Here is a 21,499-nt window from a genome sequence, read left to right as displayed (position 1 = left end):
GGCATAGATGGGTCGTGGTGGAATGAAGGCGGAGCGGGCCGACGGGCCGGAACGGAAATGCATCGTCACCGGTGACGTGCAGCCGAAATCCGGGCTGATCCGCTTCGTGATCGGCCCCGACGGCCAGGTGGTGCCCGACATTCTCGGCAAGCTGCCGGGACGGGGCCTTTACGTCACCTCCGAACGGGAGGTGATAGAGAAGGCGAAGCGCGGGCAGTTCGCCCGCGCCGCCAAGGCGCCGGTCACGGTGCCGGACGGGCTGGCCTCCGAGGTGGAGCGTCAGCAGGCGCGGCGGGTGATCGATCTGATCGCGCTGGCGCGCAAGGCGGGGCTCGCCATCGCGGGCTTCGAAAAGGTGAAATCGGCCCTCGCCAACGACCAGGTGCGGGTACTGCTGCAGGCCTCGGACGGATCCGTGCGCGGCAAGACCAAGCTATGGACCCCCACGGGGGCGCGATATTACGGCTGCCTGACCTCGAACGAGCTGGGTTTGGCCTTTGGCCGTCAAAGTGTGATACACGGCGCGCTCGCCGCTGGCGGACTCAGCGATCGTGTTGTAGAGGAGGCCGCGAAACTGCGCGGTCTACGAGAGAGCAACGGCGGCGATACGGCCTCCGGGAAGGATATGTAAATCTGATGAGCGATACCGACGGCAAGAAACCTCTTGGTCTGCGCGGGTCCCGTCCGGGGAACGTCAAGCAGAGCTTTAGTCATGGCCGGACCAAGAACGTCGTGGTCGAGACGAAACGCAAGCGCGTCGTGGTGCCCAAGCCCGGTGCCGCCTCCGGCGCTTCGGCGGCCGGCGGCGTGAAGGGCGATCCCTCGAAGCGGCCTGCCGGAATCAGTGAGGCCGAACTCGAGCGCCGGATGCGCGCTCTGGCGCTGGCCCGTGCCCGCGAGGCCGAAGAGGCCGAGAAGCGCGCCGCCGAAGAGGCTGCCCGCGCCGAGGAGCGCGAGCGTCGCCGCGCCGAGATCGAGGCCAAGGAACGCGAGGACCGCGAGCGCGAAGAGGCGCTCAAGGCCAAGGCCGAGGCCGAGGAGCGTGCCAAGCGCGAGGCCGAGGAGGCCGCGCGTCGTGCCGCCCAGCCGGCGCCGCAGCAGCAACAACCCGCGCAGCAGCCGGTGCCCGGCGAAGCCGCCGGCGGCCCGCGCCCCGGTTCCGGCCCGCGCAAGACCGGCGATCGCGACCGCGATGCCCGCGCCGACAAGAAGGCCAAGCCGGCCGGCAAGGGCGACAACCGTCGCTCGGGCAAGCTGACGCTGAACCAGGCGCTTTCGGGCGAAGGTGGCCGTCAGCGCTCCATGGCGCAGATGAAGCGCAAGCAGGAGCGTGCCCGCCAGAAGGCGATGGGCGGTCATGTCGAGCGCGAGAAGGTGACGCGCGACGTGCAGCTGCCCGAGGTGATCACCGTGGGGGAGCTGGCCAACCGCATGGCCGAGCGCGTCGCCGACGTGGTCAAGTCGCTGATGAACAACGGCATCATGGCGACCCAGAACCAGTCGATCGACGCCGACACCGCCGAGCTGATCATCGAGGAGTTTGGCCACCGCGTGCAGCGCGTCTCGGACGCCGACGTGGAGCAGGTGATCGAGCAGGTCGAGGACAAGCCCGCGGATCTCAAGGACCGCGCGCCGATCATCACCGTCATGGGTCACGTCGACCACGGCAAGACTTCGCTGCTCGACGCGATCCGCAAGACCAAGGTCGTCTCGGGCGAGGCCGGTGGCATCACCCAGCATATCGGTGCCTACCAGGTCGACGCCGCCAACGGCACGCGCCTGACCTTCCTCGACACGCCCGGCCACGCGGCCTTCACCTCGATGCGGGCCCGTGGCGCGCAGGTGACGGACATCGTGGTGCTGGTGGTTGCGGCGGATGACGCCGTGATGCCGCAGACGGTCGAGGCGATCAACCACGCCAAGGCCGCCAAGGTGCCGATGATCGTGGCGATCAACAAGGTCGACAAGCACGACGCCAACCCCGACAAGGTGCGCACCTCGCTGCTCCAGCACGAGGTGATCGTCGAGAAGATGTCGGGCGACGTGCAGGACGTCGAGGTTTCGGCCATCACCGGCAAGGGTCTCGACGAGCTGCTCGAGGCGATTGCGCTGCAGTCCGAGATCCTCGAACTGAAGGCCAACCCGAACCGTCCGGCGCAGGGCGCCGTGATCGAGGCGCAGCTCGACGTGGGCCGTGGCCCGGTCGCGACCGTCCTCGTTCAGAACGGCACGCTCAAGCGCGGCGACATCTTCGTCGTGGGCGAGCAGTGGGGCAAGGTCCGCGCGCTCGTGGACGACAAGGGCGATCGCGTCGAGGAGGCCGGTCCCTCGGTCCCCGTCGAGGTGCTGGGTCTCAATGGCACGCCCGAGGCGGGCGACGTGCTCAACGTCGTCGAGACCGAGGCGCAGGCTCGCGAGATCGCGGAATACCGTGCCAACGCCGCCAAGGAGAAGCGCGCCGCCGCCGGTGCCGCGACCACGCTGGAACAGCTCATGGCGAAGGCCAAGGAAGACAAGAACGTCTCCGAGCTGCCGATTGTGGTGAAGTCCGACGTGCAGGGTTCGGCCGAGGCCATCGTCCAGGCGATGGAGAAGATCGGCAACGACGAGGTCCGGGTCCGGGTGCTGCATTCGGGCGTCGGCGCGATCACCGAGAGCGACATCGGCCTCGCCGAAGCTTCGGGTGCGCCGGTCTTCGGCTTCAACGTCCGGGCCAACGCGCCCGCGCGTCAGGCCGCGAACCAGAAGGGCGTCGAGATCCGCTACTACAGCGTGATCTACGACCTCGTGGACGACGTGAAGCAGGCGGCCTCGGGCCTTCTGTCGAACGAGATCCGCGAGAAGTTCATCGGCTATGCCAACATCAAGGAGGTCTTCAAGGTCTCCAACGTGGGCAAGGTCGCGGGCTGCCTCGTCACCGAGGGCGTGGCACGCCGCTCCGCCGGTGTCCGCCTGCTGCGCGACAACGTGGTGATCCACGAGGGCACGCTGAAGACGCTCAAGCGCTTCAAGGACGAGGTCGCAGAGGTCCAGTCGGGCCAGGAATGCGGCATGGCCTTCGAGAACTACGAGGACATCCGCCCCGGCGATGTCATCGAGATCTTCGAGCGGGAGTCGGTCGAGCGCACGCTCTGATCACTCGCCGAAACGAGATTGCAGGGGGCGGCCTTCGGGCCGCCCCTTTTGCGTCCAAGGTCGTGCTTGACGACCGGGGAGGGGCCGGCGATCCATTGGCCATGCGGCGCGTGATGATCATCGGCCAGCCGGGTTCCGGAAAGTCGACGCTGGCGCGTCGGATGGGGGCGATCACCCACCTGCCCGTGGAGCATATCGACTGGGTGCATTGGGCGCCGGGCTGGACCGAGCGCACGCGGGACGAAAAGGACCGGCTCTGCGCCGAGATCCACGCCAAGCCCGAATGGATCTTCGAGGGCGGCCATTCCAGCACCTGGAGCGAGCGGCTGGCGCGCGCGGACACGGTGATCTGGCTCGATCTGCCGCTCTGGATCCGGCTGCCCCGGCTGCTGTGGCGCACCCTGCGCCATTGGGGTCGGACCCGGCCCGACATGCCGCCGGGCTGCCCGGAGCGCTTCGACCGGGAGTTCTTTCGCTGGGTCTGGCGCACGCGCGCCTCGATGCGGCGGCGGCTGAACTGGTTCTATGCCCAGATCCCCGAAGGCAAGAACCGGCATCACCTGCGCTCCGGCCGCGAGGTCGAGGCCTATCTGCGCGCGATCACGGCGGCCATGGCACGCGGCGATCTGGGCCTGCCGCACCGATGAGGCACACGAAAAAAGGGACGGCCAGCGCCGTCCCCTTCGCGTGGGCTACGTGGAAAAAGGTTACGCGAAAGGGGCCATCAGGCGACTTGCGGCGCCGCGTTGGCAGGACGGCCTTCGTAGAGACGCTCGCCGACCCGCACCAGCATGCGGCCATTGGCGAGTTGCTTGACGAGCAGGCCCTGCACCGAGATGCAGCTTCCGATCAGGATTGTTTGCAGCATGGTCAACTCCAGCGGTGATGCACTGGTTCCATCATAAGGCGTTTTCGTTACGAAAAACACCGGCGTGACGGATTTTTGACCGCATTTGGCCCCAATCGGCGGGTTCTGACGCAGGGTTCGGGCGACCGATCCTCAGAGCCAGTCCCGCAGGACGGGAATCAACGGGAGGTCGGCGGGCGGCATCGGGTACTCGCGCAGCCGGTTCGGCCGCACCCATTCCAGCGCCTGATTCTCCCGCCCCCTGACCACGCCCTGCCAGCGGCGGCAGGCGAAAAGCGGCATCAGCAGGTGAAAGCTCTCATAGGCGTGGCTGGCAAAGGTCAGGGGCGCGAGACAGCTCTCCTGCGTGTCGATGCCGAGCTCCTCGTGCAGCTCGCGGATCAGCGCCGCCTCCGGCGTCTCGCCCGGTTCGACCTTGCCGCCGGGAAACTCCCACAGCCCGGCCATCGACTTGCCCTCGGGGCGCTGCGCGAGCAGCACCCTTCCATCGGCGTCGATCAGCGCGACGGCAGAGACGAGGACGATCTTCACGAGCGGTAGTCGGCGTTGATCTCGATGTAGCGATGCGTGAGGTCGCAGGTCCAGGCCACGGCCGTGCCCTGGCCCAGCCCGAGATCGACGTCGATCACGATCTCCTGCCCCTTCATGTAGGCAGCGGCCTTCTCCTCGCTGTAGGACGGGCTGACCCAGCCCTTCTCGGCCACGAGAATGTCGCCGAAGCGGATCGAGAGCCGGTCGCGATCGGCCTCGGCCCCGGACTTGCCCACCGCCATGACGACGCGGCCCCAGTTGGGGTCCTCGCCGGCGATCGCGGTCTTGACCAGCGGCGAGTTGGCGGTGGCCATGGCGACCTTGCGGGCATCGGCGTCGGAGGCAGCCCCGGAGACGCGGATCTCGACGAACTTGGTCGCGCCTTCGCCGTCGCGGACGACCTGATGCGCGAGGTCGAGCATCACCCGCTCCAGCGCCTCGGCGAAGCCGGCATTGCCCGTGGCATCCGCACCCGAGGCACCGGTCGCGGCCATCAGCAGCGTGTCCGAGGTCGAGGTGTCGCTGTCGACGGTGATGCAGTTGAAGGTCCGGTCGGTGATCTGGCGCAGCAGGGCCTGCAGCGCCGGCTGTTCGAATTTCGCGTCGGTGAAGATGTAGACCAGCATGGTCGCCATGTCGGGCGCGATCATGCCCGATCCCTTGGCGATGCCGGCGATCTTCACGCTCTTCCCGTCGATCTCGACCGTCTCGGTCGCCCCCTTGGGAAAGGTGTCGGTGGTCATGATGGCGCGGGCCGCGCCTTCGATGCCCGCGGGCTCCAGCGCGGCGTTCAGCGCGTCGAGCTTCGTCACGATCCGCTCATGCGGCAGCGGCTCGCCGATCACGCCGGTGGAGGAGGTGAAGACCCGGGAGGCGTCGATGCCGGTGGCCGCGGCCACGGCGGTGCAGATCTCGGCCACCGAGCGTTCGCCGGCCTGACCGGTGAAGGCGTTGGAGTTTCCCGAATTGACGAGGAAGGCGGCGCGGGACGTGTCCGCGCCGATCTTCGCTTCGCAGTCGCGGACCGGGGCAGAGCGCGTGGAGGAGCGCGTGAACACCCCCGCCACCGCCGAGCCCTCGGCCAGCTCCGCGAGCATCACGTCGGTCCGGTTCGCGTATCGCACGCCGGCGGCCACGGAGGCGAAACGCACGCCCGCGATCTCGGGCAGGGCGGGGAAGCTGGCGGGTGCCAGCGGCGAGACCGGACCGGCCATGATCAGTTGCCCTCTTCGAGCAAGTCGAGATTGGTCAGCACGGAGGGGTCGAAGGCGCCCTCCTCGGGACGGGTGACCTCGGCTTCGGCCTCGAGCTCCTCGAGCCGGGCCTCGATCTTCTGCTGCTGGATCTGGCTGGCGAGATCCTCGCGCACCTCGTCGAGCGTCGGCGGCTCCTGGGTGCGGGTGTCGTCGAGCCGGATCACGTGGAAGCCGAACTGCGTCTCGACCGGCGTTTCGGTGGTCTCGCCCTTCTCGAGCGCGGCCACGGCGTCCTGGAACGGCTGCACCATCATGCCGTCGGCGAACCAGCCGAGGCTGCCGCCCTGCGCGCCCGAACCGGGATCGGTCGAGACTTCCTTGGCGATCTCGGCGAACTCCTCGCCCGCCTCGAGCCGCTCGAGCACGGCCTGCGCCTCTTCCTCGGTCTCCACGAGGATGTGGCTGGCGTTGTACTCGTTGGTGGCCTCGGCGTCGGCGAAGGCTTCGTCATAGGCGGCCTGGAGCTCCTCGTCGGAGACCTCCTCGCCCATCATCTCGGTGATCGCCTCGCCGGCGAGCAGCGAGCGGCGCTGGTTGGCGAGGGCCAGTTCGACCCGGGCGGGGACGCCTTCGACCGTGTCGGCCAGCACCTGCTGCTGCACCAGCTGGTCGAGGATGCCCTGGAACAGGGTCTCGGGCGGAAGCTGCTGGTATTGCTGCGGCAGCTGGCTGCGGGTGATGATCATTTCGCCCAGCGTGATCTCGGTGCCGTTGACGGTGGCGACGACGTCCGAGGCCTGCTGCGCGGCGGCCATGGTGGACAGGCCGGCCATCAGGGCGGCGGCGGGCAACGTGCGGATCATGCGGTTTCCTTCCCTCAGCCGCGCGGGGAACGCGTCCCGGGCGCGACGTTGACACTCGGTCTCCCGCTCCTTACATCGCCGGATGGGCTGGCAAAGGGCGGCACTTGCGCCCTATCTATGCCCCACATGCGGGGGCGACAAGCGACCTCCTTGCAGATCAAGTCACGACGGCAGGAGACAATCGCCAATGCTGGGTATCGGATCGCTGGCCAAGAAGGTCTTCGGCACGCCGAACGACCGCAAGATCAAGTCCACGCGACCGCTGATCGAAAAGATCAACGCGCTCGAGCCCGAGTTCCAGGCGCTGGACGACGCGGGCCTCAAGGCCAAGACCGCCGAGTTCAAGGAGCGGATCGAAAACGGCGAGAGCCTCGATCACCTGCTGCCGGAGGCCTTCGCCAACTGCCGCGAGGCGGCGCGCCGCGCGCTCGGCCTGCGGGCCTTCGACACGCAGCTGATGGGCGGGATCTTCCTGCATCAGGGCAACATCGCCGAGATGAAGACCGGCGAGGGCAAGACCCTGGTCGCGACCTTCCCGGCCTATCTCAACGGCCTGTCGGGCAAGGGCGTGCACGTCGTCACCGTGAACGACTACCTTGCCAAGCGCGACGCCGAATGGATGAGCAAGGTCTACGGCGCGCTCGGCCTGACCACCGGCGTGGTCTATCCGCAGCAGCCCGAGTCCGAGAAGAAGGGCGCCTACGCCGCCGACGTCACTTATGCGACGAACAACGAGCTGGGCTTCGACTACCTGCGCGACAACATGAAGTCCGAGCTGTCGCAGATGAACCAGCGCGGCCATAACTTCGCGATCGTCGATGAGACCGACTCGATCCTGATCGACGAGGCGCGCACGCCGCTAATCATCTCCGGCCCGAGCCAGGACCGCTCCGAGCTCTACCGCCAGATCGACCGGGTGATCCCCGACCTGACCGAGGAGCACTACACCCTCGACGAGAAGACCCGCTCGGTCACCTATACCGACGAGGGCAACGAGTTCCTCGAGGCGCGGCTGCAGGCGCTCGGCATCCTGCCCGAGGGGCAGACGCTCTACGATCCCGAGAGCACGACCATCGTGCACCACGTCAACCAGGGCCTGCGCGCGCACAAGCTGTTCCAGCGCGACAAGGACTACATCATCCGCGACGGCCAGGCCGTGCTGATCGACGAGTTCACCGGCCGGATGATGCATGGTCGCCGGCTGTCGGACGGTCTGCACCAGGCGATCGAGGCCAAGGAAGATCTCGACATCCAGCCCGAGAACGTGACGCTGGCCTCGGTGACCTTCCAGAACTACTTCCGCCTCTACGACAAGCTGGCCGGCATGACCGGCACGGCGCTGACCGAGGCCGACGAATTCTACGAGATCTACCGTCTCGGCGTGGTCGAGGTGCCGACCAACCGCCCGATCCAGCGGATCGACGAGCACGACCAGGTCTACCGCACCGCCCGCGAGAAATTCGATGGCGTGGTCAAGGCGATCAAGGAGGCGCATGAAAAGCGCCAACCGATCCTGGTCGGCACGACTTCGATCGAGAAATCGGAATTCCTGTCCAAGCTGCTCGAGAAGGAAGGCATCAAGCACAACGTGCTCAACGCCCGCCAGCACGAGCAGGAGGCGCAGATCATCGCCGATGCCGGCAAGCTCGGCGCGGTGACCATCGCCACCAACATGGCCGGCCGCGGCACCGACATCCAGCTCGGCGGCAATGTCGAGCTGAAGGTGATCGAGGCGCTGGCCGCCGATCCGGAGGCGCATCCCGACGAGATCCGCGCCCGGATCGAGGCCGAGCATGCCGACGAGAAGAAGGCGGTGCTGGAAGCCGGCGGTCTCTTCGTGCTCGCCACCGAGCGGCACGAGAGCCGGCGCATCGACAACCAGCTGCGCGGCCGTTCGGGCCGGCAGGGTGACCCGGGGCGGTCGTCCTTCTTCCTGTCGCTCGAAGACGACCTGATGCGGATCTTCGGCTCCGAGCGCCTCGAGAAGGTGCTGTCGGGTCTGGGCATGAAGGAAGGTGAGGCGATCGTGCACCCTTGGGTGAACAAGTCGCTCGAGCGCGCGCAGGCCAAGGTCGAGGGGCGCAACTTCGACATCCGCAAGCAGCTGCTGAAATATGACGACGTGATGAACGAGCAGCGCAAGGTGATCTTCTCCCAGCGCCGCGAGATCATGGAGGCCAAGGATCTCTCCGAGATCGTCGCCGACATGCGTCACCAGGTGATCGAGGACATGGTCGCCACCCATATCCCGCAGCGTGCCTATGCCGATCAGTGGGACGCCGAGGGGCTCTATGCCAAGGCGATCCAGACGCTCGGCGTCGACGTGCCGGTGGTGAAATGGGCCGACGAGGAAGGGGTCGACGACGCGGTGATCCGCGAGCGGCTCGAAGAGGCCTCCGACAAGCTGATGGCCGAGAAGGCCGAGGCCTTCGGCCCCGAGACCATGCGCAGCATCGAGAAGCAGGTGCTGCTGCAGACCATCGACGGCAAGTGGCGCGAGCACCTGCTGATGCTCGAGCATCTGCGCTCGGTGGTGGGTTTCCGCGGCTATGCGCAGCGCGACCCGCTCAACGAGTACAAGACCGAGGCCTTCCAGCTGTTCGAGGGTCTGCTCGACGGGCTGCGGGCCGAGGTCACCGAGAAGCTGGCCCAGGTCCGTCCGATCACCAAGGAAGAGCAGCAGGCGATGCTGCAGCGCGCAATGCAGGCGCAGGCGGCCCGGGCGCAGGCCACGGGCGGTGCGGCGGGTGCAGGTGCCGCTGCCGCCGGTACTGGTGCAGCGGCGGCGGGTGCCGGCGCGGCCACTGGTGCCCCGGCGCAGCCGGCACCGCGGCGCGAAGCCCCGGAAATGGCCGGGGCAGGGGCCGAGGCCGCGCCCGCCCGGTCGGCGGCGGATTTCGACGAAAACGACCCGGCGAGCTGGGGCAATCCGTCCCGCAACGAACCCTGCCCCTGCGGCTCGGGCGAGAAGTTCAAGCACTGCCACGGCAAGCTCTGAGACCCGACCAGATCCGGGCATCTGCCGCAAAGATGCCCGGATGACACCCTCATGCGGCCGGTTTGCGGTCGCGCTGGGGCCTTGTCGCCGGCCTAGTCTCGACCCGTCCCAACAGAGGAGCGGGTCATGGCCGTCTTGAGATTTCTCGCTACCGCCGCCGGTTGCGCCGCCGCTGCCTTCGCGATCGGCCAGTTCATGGAGAACGGCGTTTCGCGCGCCCAAGCCACGCCGGTCGACCTCCCCGAGACCTTTCCCGAAGCGCCGGTGCTGGTCGCCGCCCGGGTCGAGGCCCCGCCGGTCCCGAACATCGTCTTCGACCGCCCCCAAGCACCGCGCGATCCGGCCCGGCTGGCCGGGATCGCGGCGCCGCGCGTGGCGCGCGATTGCGGCCTCTCGCTTTCGGCCGAACCACGCCCGGGCGCCATGGCGCTGCTGCAGGTTGCCGCGCCCTGCGCCCGCGACGCGCGGCTGACGCTGCGCCATCAAGGGCTGACCGTGACGCTGCTCACCGATGACGAGGGCCGGGCCAAGACGCTGTTCCCGGCGCTCGCCAAGCGGGCGGTGTTCATGGCGGAGGCCAACGGCGCGTCGGCCGTCGCCGCCGCGGATATCGCCGACCTCGCCGAATGGCGACGGGTCGCGCTGCAGTCGGACGGCGGCGAGGGGCTGTCGCTCCATGCCCTGGCGCCCGGCGCGCGACATGGCGGCGAGGGCCATCTGAGCCGCGACATGCCGGCCAGCGCCAGCGGCGCGGCGGTGATCGTGCTGGGCGATCCGGCGGCCCCGCTGCCGCGGCTGGTCGAGATCTACAGCGCCCCGACCGGGGAGCGCGCCGCCGTCAGCGTCGAGATCGAGGTGACCGAGGCCAATTGCGGCCGCCCGGTCGCGGCCGAGCTGCTGCAAAGCGGTGATCGCGGACCCGCCGGCACCGGCATCGAACTCATCCTGCCGGGCTGCGACGCGGTGGGCGAGCTTCTCGTCTTGCAAAATCCGGAGCCGGGGATGACAGTCGCGTCGAGATGACGCGTCACGCCCCCGCTGCCCTTTCCCTCGTCCCGATCCTGCGTCGCGCGGCCCTATGGGCCGCGCTGTGCATGTCGGCCACCGGCCTCGCCGCGCAGCCGGACGACCGCGAGGTGACGCTGACCTCGCGCAGCGGCTCCCTGACCATCACCGGAAGCCTCTTGGGTTTTGACGGACGGTTTCTGCGGATCGCCTCCGAGCATGGTGAATTGACGCTGCCCCTGGCAGGGGTGGACTGCACGGGCGCTGCTTGTCCCGATCCGGAAAGCTGGGTGCCCGCGCTGCGGCTCTCGGGCGCGGCCCGGCTGGGTGATCTGGTGTTGCCGGCGCTGATCGACGGATATGCGCGGGCGCGGGGCCTCGTGCTCGAGACCGCGCCGGGCGACGCCAGCCACGCGCATTACAGCCTCGTGTCGCCCGAGGGCGGCAAGCCGCTGCTGCAGGTGTCGTTCCGGCTCACCTCCACCGAGGATGGCTTTGCCGACCTGCTCGCCGACGAGGCCGATCTCGCCATGGCCGAGCGGCTGCTCGATGCCGGGGAGCTGACGCTGGCGCGCGACGCAGGGCTCGGCCGGCTCGACGCGCCGGGACGGCTGCAGCTGATCGGGCTCGACGCGCTGGTGCCGGTGGTGGCGCCGGGGCGGCGGATCGCGGCGCTGTCGCTGTCGCAGCTGTCACGGCTCTTTGCCGGAGAGATCACCGACTGGTCGCGGCTCGAGGCGAAGGCGGGGCCGGTGACGCTGCATCTGGGACCCGAGACCAGCGGCCAGACGCAGGGGTTCGAGGCCTTGGTGCTGGCGCGCGCGGGCAGGACGCTGTCGGAGGCGGTGATCCGGCACCCGGACGCGGAGGCGCTCGCCGAGGCGGTCGCGGCCGATCCGGGGGCGATCGGCATGCTGCCCTTCGGCCGGACCGGCGCGACCCAGCCGCTCGCCCTGACCGGGCCGTGCGGGCTGCGCGGCGCGGCGCGGGCCGAAACGGTTGCCACGGGGGATTACCCGCTGACCCTGCCGCTGGTGCTCTACCGTCCGATGCGGCGCCTGCCGGACGCGGCCGAGGCATTCCTGGGCTGGATCGCCACTGCCGAGGCCCAGCTGGTGCTGCGCCGAGCCGGGGTAACGGGTCTCGCGCCGATCCCCATTTCGATCACCGCGCAGGGGGACCGGATTGCCGGCGCCGTGCTGTCGGCGGGAGAGGATACCGGGCTCGAGGAGCTGCAGCGCATGTTGCGGGTGCTGCGTCCGCGAGAGCGGCTGTCGACGACCTTCCGCTTCGAGACGGGGGAGACCGCGCTCGACGCGGTGTCGCGCTCGCGCGTCGTGCAGCTGGCGCAGTCGATCCGGGACGGTCGCCACAACGGCGAGTCGCTGCTGCTCGCCGGGTTCTCGGACGGGCAGGGCGGGCCGATCGCCAATCACGACCTGTCGCTCGAGCGGGCCGAGGCGGTGCGCGCCGCGGTGCTGTCGCTGCTGGGGGGCACGCTGCCGCCGGGGGTGGAGCTGGAGGTCGCGGCCTTCGGCGAGGCGCTTCCCATGGGCTGCGACGACAGCGAGACTGGGCGCGGGATCAATCGCCGGGTCGAACTCTGGGTGGCGCCGCTGCGCTAGATCAGCCCTTCGGCGCGAAAGCTGGTCTCGCGTGATTTGCCGATGACCAGATGGTCGTGCAGCATGATGTCGAGCGCCGCCGCCGCCGCCTCGATCCGCGCGGTCATGGCGATGTCGGCCTCGGAGGGGGTGGGGTCGCCGGAAGGGTGATTGTGCACGAGGATCAGCGCCGAGGCGTTGAGCTCCAGCGCCCGCTTCACCACCTCGCGCGGATAGACCGGGACGTGGTCGACCGTGCCGCGCGCCTGCGCCTCGTCGGCGATCAGCACGTTGCGCCGGTCGAGGAACAGCACGCGGAACATCTCGGTGTCGCGATGCGCCATCACCGTGCGGCAATAGTCGAGCAGCGGCTCCCAACCCGACAGAACCGGGCGCGCGATGACCCGCGCCCGCGCCATGCGATGCGCCACCGCCTCGACAACCTTGAGCGCGCCGACCACCGCCGGCCCCGCCCCCTCGATCTCGGACAGGCGGGGGATTGGCGCGGCGAGCACCCGGTTGAGATCGCCGAAGGCGTCGATCAGCCGCCGGGCGAGCGGCTTCATGTCCTGCCGCGGCACGGCGAGAAAGAGCAGCAGTTCCAGGAGCTCGTAGTCGGGCATGGCCTCGGCCCCGCCGGCGAGGAACCTCTCGCGCAGGCGGCGGCGGTGATCGGCCATGTAGGACGGCACGCGGCCCTCGGGCAGGGGCGCTACCTCGGCCACCTCGTCGGAGTCGAAGGGCAGCGGGCGTTCGGCGAATGACGGCACCATGCCCGCGACTGTCTCGCGGGCATGGTTAACGCGAGCTTAACCTCAGCCCTTCATCGAGTCCCAGAACCCCTTCACCGCCGAGAAGAAGTTCGAGCTTTGCGGGTTGTTCTTCTCGCCGAGCTCGTCGAACTCGCGTAGCAGCTCGCGCTGGCGCGCGGTCAGGTTGACCGGCGTCTCGACGGCGAGCTCGATGAACATGTCGCCGCGCTGGCCGCCGCGCAGGGCGGGCATGCCCTTACCGCGCAGGCGCATCTGCCGGCCCGACTGGCTGCCCTCAGGGATCTTTACCCGGCTCTTGCCGCCATCGATGGTCGGCACCTCAATGTCGCCACCGAGCGCCGCCGCTGCCATAGAGACCGGCACCCGGCAGTAGAGATCGGTGCCGTCGCGCTTGAACAGCTGGTGCTCGGCCACGTCGATGAAGATGTAGAGGTCGCCCGAAGGCCCACCCCTAAGCCCGGCCTCGCCCTCGCCGGCGAGGCGAATGCGGGTGCCGGTCTCGACGCCCGCCGGGATGTTGACCGAGAGCGACTTCTCCTTCTCGACCCGTCCGGCGCCCTGGCAGGCACGGCAGGGATCCTTGATGATCTGGCCGATGCCGTTGCAGGTCGGGCAGGTCCGCTCGACGGTGAAGAAGCCCTGCTGGGCGCGCACCTTGCCCATGCCCGAACAGGTCGGGCAGGTGGCGGGCTCGGAGCCGTCGGAGGCGCCGGAGCCGTGGCATTTGCCGCAGGTGACCGAGGTCGGCACGGTCACGGTCTTCTGCAGACCGGAGAAGGCGTCCTCGAGATTGATGCGCAGGTTGTAGCGCAGATCGTTGCCGCGCGCGGCGCGCGAGCGGCCTTGGCCGGCGCCACCGCGCTGGCCCATGAAGTCGCCGAACAGGTCGTCGAACACGTCCGAGAAGGCCGAGGCGAAATCGCCCTGGCCCCTGAAGCCGCCTGCCCCGCCGCCGGGCCGCCCGCCCATGCCGCCTTCGAAGGCGGCGTGACCGTAGCGGTCATAGGCGGCCTTCTTGTCGGCATCCTTGAGAACGTCATAGGCCTCGTTGGCGGCCTTGAACTGCTCCTCGGCATTGGGGTTGTCGGAATTGCGGTCGGGATGCAGCTCCTTGGCCTTGCGGCGATAGGCCTTCTTGATCTCGTCGGCGGACGCGCCCTTCGAGACCCCGAGCGTTTCGTAGTAGTCGCGTTTTGCCATGGGATCATCCATCTATCGAACGGGAAAGGGCCGACCCGGTCCCGGGCCGGCCCCTCGGACTGGGAGCTCGGGGACCGCTCAGCGGCCCCGCTTGTCGTCGTCCAGATCCTCGAAGTCGGCGTCGACGATGCCGTCGTCATCAGCGTCCCGCGACTTGGTGTCCGCCTCGGCGGGCTCCTCCTCGCCGGCTTCTTCCTGGCTGGCCTTGTAGATCGCCTCGCCCAGCTTCATCGCCGCTTCGGAGACGTTCTGGATGCCGGCACGGATCTTGTCGGGGTTGTCACCCTCGAGCTCGTCCTTGAGCGCGGCCAGCGCCAGCTCGATCGCCTCGATGGTCGAGGGATCGACCTTGTCGGCGTGCTCTTCCATCGACTTCTCGGTCGAGTGGATGAGGCTCTCGGCCTGGTTCTTGGCCTCGACGAGGTCGCGCCGCTTCTTGTCGGCGTCGGCGTTCTCCTCGGCCTCGCGGACCATCTTCTCGATGTCCTCGTCGGTGAGACCGCCCGAGGCCTGGATGGTGATCTTCTGCTCCTTGCCGGTGCCCTTGTCCTTGGCCGACACCGAGACGATGCCGTTGGCGTCGATGTCGAAGGTCACCTCGATCTGCGGCATGCCGCGCGGGGCGGGCGGGATGTTCTCGAGGTTGAACTGGCCGAGCATCTTGTTGTCGGCCGCCATCTCGCGCTCACCCTGGAAGACCCGGATCGTCACCGCGTTCTGGTTGTCCTCGGCGGTCGAGAAGATCTGGCTCTTCTTGGTCGGGATGGTGGTGTTGCGGTCAATCAGACGGGTGAACACGCCACCCAGCGTCTCGATGCCAAGCGACAGCGGCGTCACGTCGAGCAGCACCACGTCCTTGACGTCGCCCTGCAGCACGCCGGCCTGGATCGCCGCGCCCAGCGCCACGACCTCGTCGGGGTTGACGCCCTTGTGCGGCTCCTTGCCAAAGAACTTGGTCACTTCCTCGATCACCTTGGGCATGCGGGTCATGCCGCCGACGAGAACCACCTCGTCGATCTCGGAGGTCGAGATGCCGGCATCCTTGAGCGCCGCCTGGCAGGGCTTCATCGAAGCCTTGATCAGGTCGCCCACGAGGCTTTCCAGCTTGGCGCGGGTCAGCTTCATGACCATGTGCAGCGGCGTGCCGGTCTTGCCGTCCATCGAGATGAAGGGCTGGTTGATCTCGGTCTGCTGGCTCGAGGAGAGCTCGATCTTGGCCTTTTCGGCCGCCTCCTTGAGACGCTGCAGCGCCATCTTGTCCTGGGTCAGGTCGACGCCATGCTCCTTTTTGAACTCCTCGGCGAGGTAGTTCACGATGCGCATGTCGAAGTCTTCGCCACCGAGGAAGGTGTCGCCGTTGGTCGACTTCACCTCGAACAGGCCGTCGTCGATCTCGAGGATGGTCACGTCGAAGGTGCCGCCGCCGAGGTCATAGACGGCGATGGTCTTCGAGTCCTTCTTGTCGAGACCGTAGGCCAGCGCCGCGGCGGTCGGCTCGTTGATGATGCGCAGCACCTCGAGACCGGCGATCTTGCCGGCGTCCTTGGTGGCCTGACGCTGGGCGTCGTTGAAGTAGGCGGGAACCGTGATGACGGCCTGCGTCACCTCCTCGCCGAGATAGGACTCGGCGGTCTCCTTCATCTTCTGCAAGGTGAAGGCGGAGATCTGCGAGGGCGAATACTTCTCGCCCTTCACCTCGACCCAGGCGTCGCCATTGCCGCCGTCCACGATGCTGTAGGGGACGAGCTTGCGGTCCTTCTCGACCGCGGCGTCGGACATGCGGCGACCGATCAGGCGCTTGACCGCGTGGATGGTGTTGGACGGGTTGGTGACGGCCTGCCGCTTGGCGGGCTGGCCGACCAGACGCTCGTCATCGGTGAAGGCGACGATCGACGGGGTGGTGCGGGCGCCTTCCGAGTTCTCGATCACACGGGGCTGCGAGCCGTCCATGATCGCGACGCAGGAGTTGGTGGTCCCGAGGTCGATGCCGATTACTTTAGCCATGTTCAAAACCCTCTAGCTCTAGGCGGTTTTCCGGTTCGGACCCGTTGAGGCATCCGCCCCGGACAGGAATGTAGCGGCGGAGAAGCCCCGCCGCGGATCACTGGGCTATATAGGGAGGGCGTTTTCGGGCTGCAACTGGCAGAGGCGGTCGCGATGCGCCATTTTGCCGCGAGACGGGAACCGGAGGGGCGCGATGGCAACCCAAGAGATCGATCTGCGGGGCGTGCGGGTCCTGCCGGGCCTGCTCGGGCCGGAAGCACAGGTCGCGATGCTGGCCGATCTGCGCGAGGTGGCGCGCGCCGCGCCGGTGATGCAGCCGGTGACGCGGCGCGGTCCGATGAGCGTGCGGATGACCTCGGCCGGGCGGCTGGGCTGGGTCGCCGACCGACGGGGCTACCGCTACGAGCCCGTCCACCCCGAGACCGGCCAGCCCTGGCCCGCGATCCCCGACAGCGTGCTGGCTGTCTGGCGGGCGGTGTCGGGGGTGGAGGCCGATCCAGACAGCTGCCTCGTCAACCTCTACCGCGAGGGTGCGAAGATGGGCATGCATCAGGACCGCGACGAGGGTGATTTCTCCTACCCGGTGGTGTCGATCAGCCTCGGCGACGAGGCCCTGTTTCGGGTCGGATCGGTCGAGCGCGGCGGCAAGACCGCCTCGATCTGGCTGCGCTCGGGCGACGTGGCGGTGATGGGCGGCGCGGCGCGGCTGGTGCATCACGGCATCGACCGGGTGCGCGACGGGTCCTCGACGCTGATCGACGGCGGCGGCCGGATCAACGTGACGCTGCGGGTGGTGCGCTAGCGAGGCTCCGCCAGGCTGCCTGTTGCGTTTGGATGTCAGCGCGCGAGCGAGCAGCAGCCGGTGAGGAGCGTGGTCTGCGGGCCCGCCCCGACCAGCAGCGCCTCGAAACCGTAGCGGCGCGACGACATGCCGTCCGAGCAGCTCTGGTTGAGCAGCGACAGGCTCCAGATCGTGTCCTGCGCCCGCAGCGCCGCCGCGAAGCGGCCGCGATGGCCGGCGCTGCCCACGAGGGCGGGGGCGGGCGCCTCGAACAGCTCGCCTTCGGTCGTGTCCAGCCGCCAGCTCTCGCCGGTCTCCAGCCGCCAGAACGGCTCGGTCCCGAAACATGCTGCGAGAGGCGGTATTGCCCCGTCCCATTGTCCCGGTCGCCGGTCGAGAAAGCTCAGGCTCACCCAGCCCGTGCCTTCGCCCGCATTGACCCGGCCCCAGCCACCGTCGCGCGACATCTCGATCACCTCGATGCCACGTGCGTCATGGGCGAGATGGCCGATCACCTTATGCCCGGCGCCGGGACCGGCGCGGATGTTGAGCTGGTCGTCGGCGGCCACCCGCGCCACGTCGAACAGCGCGGGCCAGGCATCCTGCGTGGCGAGCGCCGGCGCGGCCCAGAGCAGCAGCGCCAGCGCCAGCCCCCTCACCGCCCGGCGCTCCAGCTCGCCGAGGCGCGCTTGCGGGTGAAGAACTCGGCCATCATGCCGATCGCCATCAGCGCCAGCCCGACCCAGAGCGGGTAGAGCGCCGAGGTGAAATGCGGCGTGTAGTTGAGAAAGATGTCGCCCCGGGCCTGATCGATGGCGTGAAACAGCGGGTTCCAGTCGAACAGGGCGAGCATGTAGCCCGGCAGCGTGTTTGCCACGAACATCTTGCCCGACGCGATCATGTTGACCCGCGAGTAGATCGACACGCCGAGCTGGGTGAACTCGGGCAGCCAGGGCTTGATCGCCATGAAGATCATGCCGACGCCGACGCCCGAGAACCACGACACCAGCAGCATCCCCATCGCGCCCACCGGGTCCTCGATCACCACCGGCGTCACCAGCACGTGGTAGAAGAACAGCACCACCAGGAGCGACAGCACCTGGATGTAGAGCGAGCCCAGTGCGGCAGCGGAGATGGTCACGGCGGTGTTGAGCGGCGCATGCTTCATCATCGAGGAGGCCGGGCCGTCGGCCTTCACCACCGCCGCCACCGCCTTGGTGTGGGTGAGAAACAGGAAGATGCCGGACATCAGGTAGAGCAGGAAGTCGCCCCTGAGCCCCGCGCCGCGGGCGCCGATCAGCGCGAACATCATGTAGAAGGCCAGCACAAAGATCACCGTCTGGGCGATGTTCATCGCAAGCCCGGCCAGGGCATTGCGGTGACTCTTGCGGATCTCCCGCACGGTCGAGTGGTAGATCAGCTCGGCCAGGCCGGCGGCGTGGCGGCCGGCGCCGCGGGAGCGTTCGCGTTCGAACATCTGGCCTCGTTCCTGCGGTCGCGGGGGGCGACGATTTTCTTGCCGATCCCCCGGCGGAATACCATAAGGAGATCGCCCCGACCCATCAACATTGCATGAAGCGGATGGCGATTTCGGGGCGCGACTAGGTGAAAGGACGATTGGGCTGATGGATTTCGACAGGCTGACGCGGGTGATGCGCACTCTTGCCATCGAGGCGGGCGAGAAGATCATGGAGATCTATGACGGTCCCGATTTCGAGGTGCGCGCCAAGGGCGACGACAGCCCCGTCACCGCCGCCGACGAGGCCGCCGACGCGCTGATCTCCGCAGGGCTGCGCGCGGCATTCCCGGATCTGCCGCTCGTCACCGAGGAGCAGGCCGACAGCCACGGGCAGGAGGTGAGCACCTTCCTGATCGTCGACCCGCTCGACGGCACCAAGGAATTCGTTCAGCGGCGCGGCGACTTCACCGTCAACATCGCGCTGGTCGAGGATGGCCAGCCGACCCGGGGCGTCGTCTACGCCCCCGCCAAGCAGCGCCTGTTCTACACCGAGGCCTCGGGCGCCTCGGTCGAGGAGCAGGGACCGTTCGACGCCGATACCCCCGGCACCACCAAGCCGATCAAGGTCGCGACCCCCGGCGCCGCGCTGCGTGTCGTCGCCTCCAAGAGCCACCGCGACGCCGCGACCGACGACTATATCGGCAAGTACGAGGTCGCCGACATGAAGAGCGCGGGCTCCTCGCTCAAGTTCTGTCTCGTCGCGACCGGCGAGGCCGATCTCTATCCGCGGCTGGGGCGCACCATGGAGTGGGACACGGCGGCCGGTCATGCGGTGCTCGCCGGTGCCGGTGGTGAGGTCGTGCGCTTCGACGATCACAGCCCGCTCGGCTATGGCAAGCCGGGCTTCGAAAACCCGTTCTTCATCGCCCTGGCCCCGGGCATCGAACTGGCGAAACCCTGATGTCGCTGCTCATCGTCATCCCCGCCCGCTACGCATCGACCCGCTACCCGGGCAAGCCGCTGGTCGAACTCAAGGGTGCCACCGGCGAGGCGCGCAGCCTGATCCGCCGCTCCTGGGAGGCGGCGCAACAGGTGTCGGGCAACCCCCGCGTCGTGGTCGCGACCGATGACGACCGGATCCGCAGCCATGCCGAAGGATTCGGCGCCAAGGTGGTGATGACCTCCGAGGCCTGCCGCAATGGCACCGAGCGCTGCGCCGAGGCCTTCGACACGCTGGGCGGCGGTTTCGATCTGGTGGTCAACCTGCAGGGCGATGCGCCGCTGACCCCGCCCTGGTTCGTCGAACGGCTGGTCGAGGATCTGCGCGACCACCCGGTCGCCGAGGTGGCGACGCCGGTGCTGCGCGCCGACGCCGCGGCGTTGGCCGGGTTCCGCGAGGACCGGCGCGAGGGTCGGGTCGGAGGCACCACGGCGGTGTTCGGCGTCGACAACACCGCGCTCTACTTCTCCAAGGAAGTGATTCCCTACACCGGCCGCGACGACTACGCCGCCGATGAGGCGACGCCGGTGTTCCACCATGTCGGCGTCTATGCCTACCGGCCCTCGGCGCTCGCCGCCTATGGTCGCTGGCCACAGGGGCCCTTGGAGACGCTCGAAGGGCTGGAGCAGCTGCGTTTTCTCGAGCGGCGCGTGCCGGTGCTCTGCGTCGAGGTCGAGGCACGCGGGCGGCAGTTCTGGGAGCTGAACAACCCGCAGGACGTGCCGCGGATCGAGGCGATGCTCAAAGAGATGCAGGTGGCGTGACGCCCGCGCGCGTCAGCGTGGTGATCGTCAGCCGCGGCCGTCCCGCCGCGCTGGGCCTGTGTCTCACCGCGCTGGCGCAGAATCGCCACCCGGCCTTCGAGGTGATCGTCGTCACCGATGCCGAAGGCGAGGCGGCGCTCGCGGCTTGGGCCGGACGGATCCGGCTGCGGCGCTGCGACGAGGCCAATATCAGTCTCGCCCGCAACATCGGCATCGAGGCGGCGGCGGGCGAGGTGGTGGCCTTTCTCGACGACGATGCGCTGCCCGAGCCCGGCTGGCTTGCCGCGCTGACGGCGCCCTTCGCCGACGAGGATGTCGTGGCGGCGGGCGGCTATGTGCGCGGGCCTGGCCATCTGGGCTGGCAATGGCGGGCGCGGGCGGCCTTTGCCGATGGCAGCACCCGTGACCTGATTCTCGACAATGACGAGACCGTGGTGCTGCGCGGCCGGCTCGGGCGCGGCATCAAGACCGAAGGCACCAACATGGCGGTGCGGCGCGGCCTGCTGGCGGCGATGGGCGGGTTCGACCCGGCCTATCGCTTCTATCTCGACGAGACCGACCTGAACCTGCGGCTGGCCGCGCAGGGCGCGCGCACCGCGATCGTGCCCGGGGCGATCGTGAATCACGGCTATCTCGAAAGCCCGCGCCGGCGTCGCGACCGGGTGCCGCGCGACCTGTTCGAGATCGGCGCCAGCCTCGCGGTGTTCCTGCGCCGCCATGCCGTTCGTCTCGATGGCAATGCCCGGCTGTCGGCGGAGCGCGCGGCGCAGCGGCGGCGCCTGCTGCATCACATGCAGTGGGGCCGGATCGCGCCGGGTGATGTGGCCGGGCTGCTCGAGGGGTTCGACGCCGGAGTGTCGGAGGGGCGGCTGCGGCCGCTGGCCCGGCTGGCCCCCCTCGACGAGCCGCCGCCGCCCTTTGCGGCGCTGCATGACGTGCCGCCCGAAGGGCCCGCGACATGGCTTTCGGCCCGGCCCTGGGAGGCGCGCGCGAGACTGGCCGAGGCGGCCGCCTTCGCCGCCGAGGGCCATGTCACGACGCTTCTGGTGCTGTGGCCCGATGCCCGTCGGCACACGCTCCGCTTCGACCGGCGCGGCGTCTGGGTCCAGTCGGGGGGGCAGTTCGGGCCATCGCTGCCGGACGATCCGCCGTTCCACCGCTGGCGTTTCGACGAGCGCGTCGCGCATGAGATGGCGCGACAGCAGGCGATCCGCGATCCAGAGGGCGCGAACTCCGTTCGGTATGAAACCGACTTGGAACCCATGAAACCGTCATGGTAGTCCGGTGTTGTATGTTAGAAAGGTGTCGGCAGACATCG

The 21,499-nt window shown here is 68.7% G+C and carries 19 protein-coding genes; 10 read left to right on the top strand and 9 right to left on the bottom strand.

The window, feature by feature from the left end:
* Positions 1-7 precede the first annotated feature (7 nt).
* The 3 genes from T8T21_RS10930 (at position 8) to T8T21_RS10920 (ending at position 3,782) form a co-directional block, all read left to right on the top strand.
* A complete protein-coding gene (locus T8T21_RS10930) occupies positions 8-631 on the top strand; it encodes an RNA-binding protein (protein ID WP_322335610.1) in 624 nt (207 codons plus the stop codon).
* A gap of 5 nt (positions 632-636) precedes the next feature.
* Positions 637-3,135 (top strand): translation initiation factor IF-2, encoded by a 2,499-nt coding sequence (gene infB, locus T8T21_RS10925; RefSeq protein WP_183470379.1) that lies wholly within the window; start codon positions 637-639, stop codon positions 3,133-3,135.
* Between the two features lie 101 nt (positions 3,136-3,236).
* Entirely contained in the window at positions 3,237-3,782 is a 546-nt protein-coding gene (locus T8T21_RS10920) for a P-loop NTPase family protein (protein ID WP_322335609.1), read from the top strand.
* Positions 3,783-3,859: 77 nt separating this feature from the next.
* On the opposite strand, the gene T8T21_RS10915 is transcribed toward T8T21_RS10920, so the two are convergent.
* The 4 genes from T8T21_RS10915 to T8T21_RS10900 form a co-directional block, all read right to left on the bottom strand.
* A complete protein-coding gene (locus T8T21_RS10915) occupies positions 3,860-4,003 on the bottom strand; it encodes a hypothetical protein (RefSeq protein ID WP_183470383.1) in 144 nt (47 codons plus the stop codon).
* A 132-nt stretch (positions 4,004-4,135) separates the two neighbouring features.
* Positions 4,136-4,534, bottom strand: a complete 399-nt coding sequence (locus tag T8T21_RS10910; RefSeq protein ID WP_183470385.1) for a (deoxy)nucleoside triphosphate pyrophosphohydrolase — start codon at positions 4,532-4,534, stop codon at positions 4,136-4,138.
* Positions 4,531-5,748, bottom strand: a complete 1,218-nt coding sequence (gene argJ, locus T8T21_RS10905; protein ID WP_322335608.1) for a bifunctional glutamate N-acetyltransferase/amino-acid acetyltransferase ArgJ — start codon at positions 5,746-5,748, stop codon at positions 4,531-4,533. Before argJ ends, T8T21_RS10910 begins: the two co-directional genes overlap by 4 nt.
* A gap of 2 nt (positions 5,749-5,750) precedes the next feature.
* Positions 5,751-6,593, bottom strand: coding sequence for a peptidylprolyl isomerase (locus T8T21_RS10900; RefSeq protein WP_183470389.1), 843 nt, complete (start codon positions 6,591-6,593; stop codon positions 5,751-5,753).
* 187 nt (positions 6,594-6,780) lie between these two features.
* Here T8T21_RS10900 and secA point away from each other — a divergent pair, with 187 nt between their 5' ends.
* The 3 genes from secA to T8T21_RS10885 all read left to right on the top strand — a co-directional run bounded on the left by secA (position 6,781) and on the right by T8T21_RS10885 (position 12,221).
* On the top strand, positions 6,781-9,591 hold the full coding sequence (gene secA, locus T8T21_RS10895; protein ID WP_322335607.1) for a preprotein translocase subunit SecA: 2,811 nt from the start codon (positions 6,781-6,783) through the stop codon (positions 9,589-9,591).
* A gap of 126 nt (positions 9,592-9,717) precedes the next feature.
* Positions 9,718-10,614, top strand: coding sequence for a hypothetical protein (locus tag T8T21_RS10890; protein ID WP_322335606.1), 897 nt, complete (start codon positions 9,718-9,720; stop codon positions 10,612-10,614).
* A complete protein-coding gene (locus tag T8T21_RS10885; protein ID WP_322335605.1) occupies positions 10,611-12,221 on the top strand; it encodes a substrate-binding domain-containing protein in 1,611 nt (536 codons plus the stop codon). Before T8T21_RS10890 ends, T8T21_RS10885 begins: the two co-directional genes overlap by 4 nt.
* On the opposite strand, the gene radC is transcribed toward T8T21_RS10885, so the two are convergent.
* From radC to dnaK, 3 genes are all read right to left on the bottom strand, one after another.
* Positions 12,218-12,973: a RadC family protein gene (gene radC / locus T8T21_RS10880; protein WP_322335604.1), complete on the bottom strand. Its 756-nt coding sequence runs from the start codon at positions 12,971-12,973 to the stop codon at positions 12,218-12,220. The two genes, T8T21_RS10885 and radC, sit on opposite strands and share 4 nt — an antisense overlap.
* Before the next feature lie 42 nt (positions 12,974-13,015).
* Positions 13,016-14,173: a molecular chaperone DnaJ gene (dnaJ, locus tag T8T21_RS10875; protein ID WP_183470397.1), complete on the bottom strand. Its 1,158-nt coding sequence runs from the start codon at positions 14,171-14,173 to the stop codon at positions 13,016-13,018.
* Between the two features lie 78 nt (positions 14,174-14,251).
* Positions 14,252-16,177, bottom strand: coding sequence for a molecular chaperone DnaK (gene dnaK, locus T8T21_RS10870; RefSeq protein WP_183470398.1), 1,926 nt, complete (start codon positions 16,175-16,177; stop codon positions 14,252-14,254).
* A gap of 193 nt (positions 16,178-16,370) precedes the next feature.
* On the opposite strand from dnaK, the gene T8T21_RS10865 reads away from it, so the two are divergent.
* Positions 16,371-16,979, top strand: a complete 609-nt coding sequence (locus T8T21_RS10865) for an alpha-ketoglutarate-dependent dioxygenase AlkB family protein (RefSeq protein ID WP_322335603.1) — start codon at positions 16,371-16,373, stop codon at positions 16,977-16,979.
* 35 nt (positions 16,980-17,014) lie between these two features.
* On the opposite strand, the gene T8T21_RS10860 is transcribed toward T8T21_RS10865, so the two are convergent.
* A complete protein-coding gene (locus T8T21_RS10860; RefSeq protein WP_322335602.1) occupies positions 17,015-17,617 on the bottom strand; it encodes an SH3 domain-containing protein in 603 nt (200 codons plus the stop codon).
* Complete coding sequence (locus T8T21_RS10855; RefSeq protein WP_183470401.1) at positions 17,614-18,435, bottom strand: ABC transporter permease; 822 nt, start codon at positions 18,433-18,435, stop codon at positions 17,614-17,616. The genes T8T21_RS10860 and T8T21_RS10855 overlap by 4 nt, the downstream gene beginning before the upstream one ends.
* A gap of 148 nt (positions 18,436-18,583) precedes the next feature.
* Between T8T21_RS10855 and cysQ the strand changes: the two genes are divergently transcribed.
* The 3 genes from cysQ to T8T21_RS10840 are packed head-to-tail and all read left to right on the top strand — an operon-like array spanning position 18,584 to position 21,461.
* Positions 18,584-19,378, top strand: coding sequence for a 3'(2'),5'-bisphosphate nucleotidase CysQ (gene cysQ, locus T8T21_RS10850; protein ID WP_322335601.1), 795 nt, complete (start codon positions 18,584-18,586; stop codon positions 19,376-19,378).
* A complete protein-coding gene (locus T8T21_RS10845; RefSeq protein ID WP_322335600.1) occupies positions 19,378-20,181 on the top strand; it encodes a 3-deoxy-manno-octulosonate cytidylyltransferase in 804 nt (267 codons plus the stop codon). The genes cysQ and T8T21_RS10845 overlap by 1 nt, the downstream gene beginning before the upstream one ends.
* Positions 20,178-21,461: a glycosyltransferase family 2 protein gene (locus tag T8T21_RS10840; protein ID WP_322335599.1), complete on the top strand. Its 1,284-nt coding sequence runs from the start codon at positions 20,178-20,180 to the stop codon at positions 21,459-21,461. Before T8T21_RS10845 ends, T8T21_RS10840 begins: the two co-directional genes overlap by 4 nt.
* Positions 21,462-21,499 lie beyond the last annotated feature (38 nt).

This window comes from Limimaricola variabilis (assembly GCF_034371605.1).
GTDB lineage: Bacteria > Pseudomonadota > Alphaproteobacteria > Rhodobacterales > Rhodobacteraceae > Limimaricola > Limimaricola variabilis.
The sequence above is the reverse complement of the archived record's forward strand: the minus strand, read 5'-3'. Positions and strand labels throughout refer to the sequence as shown.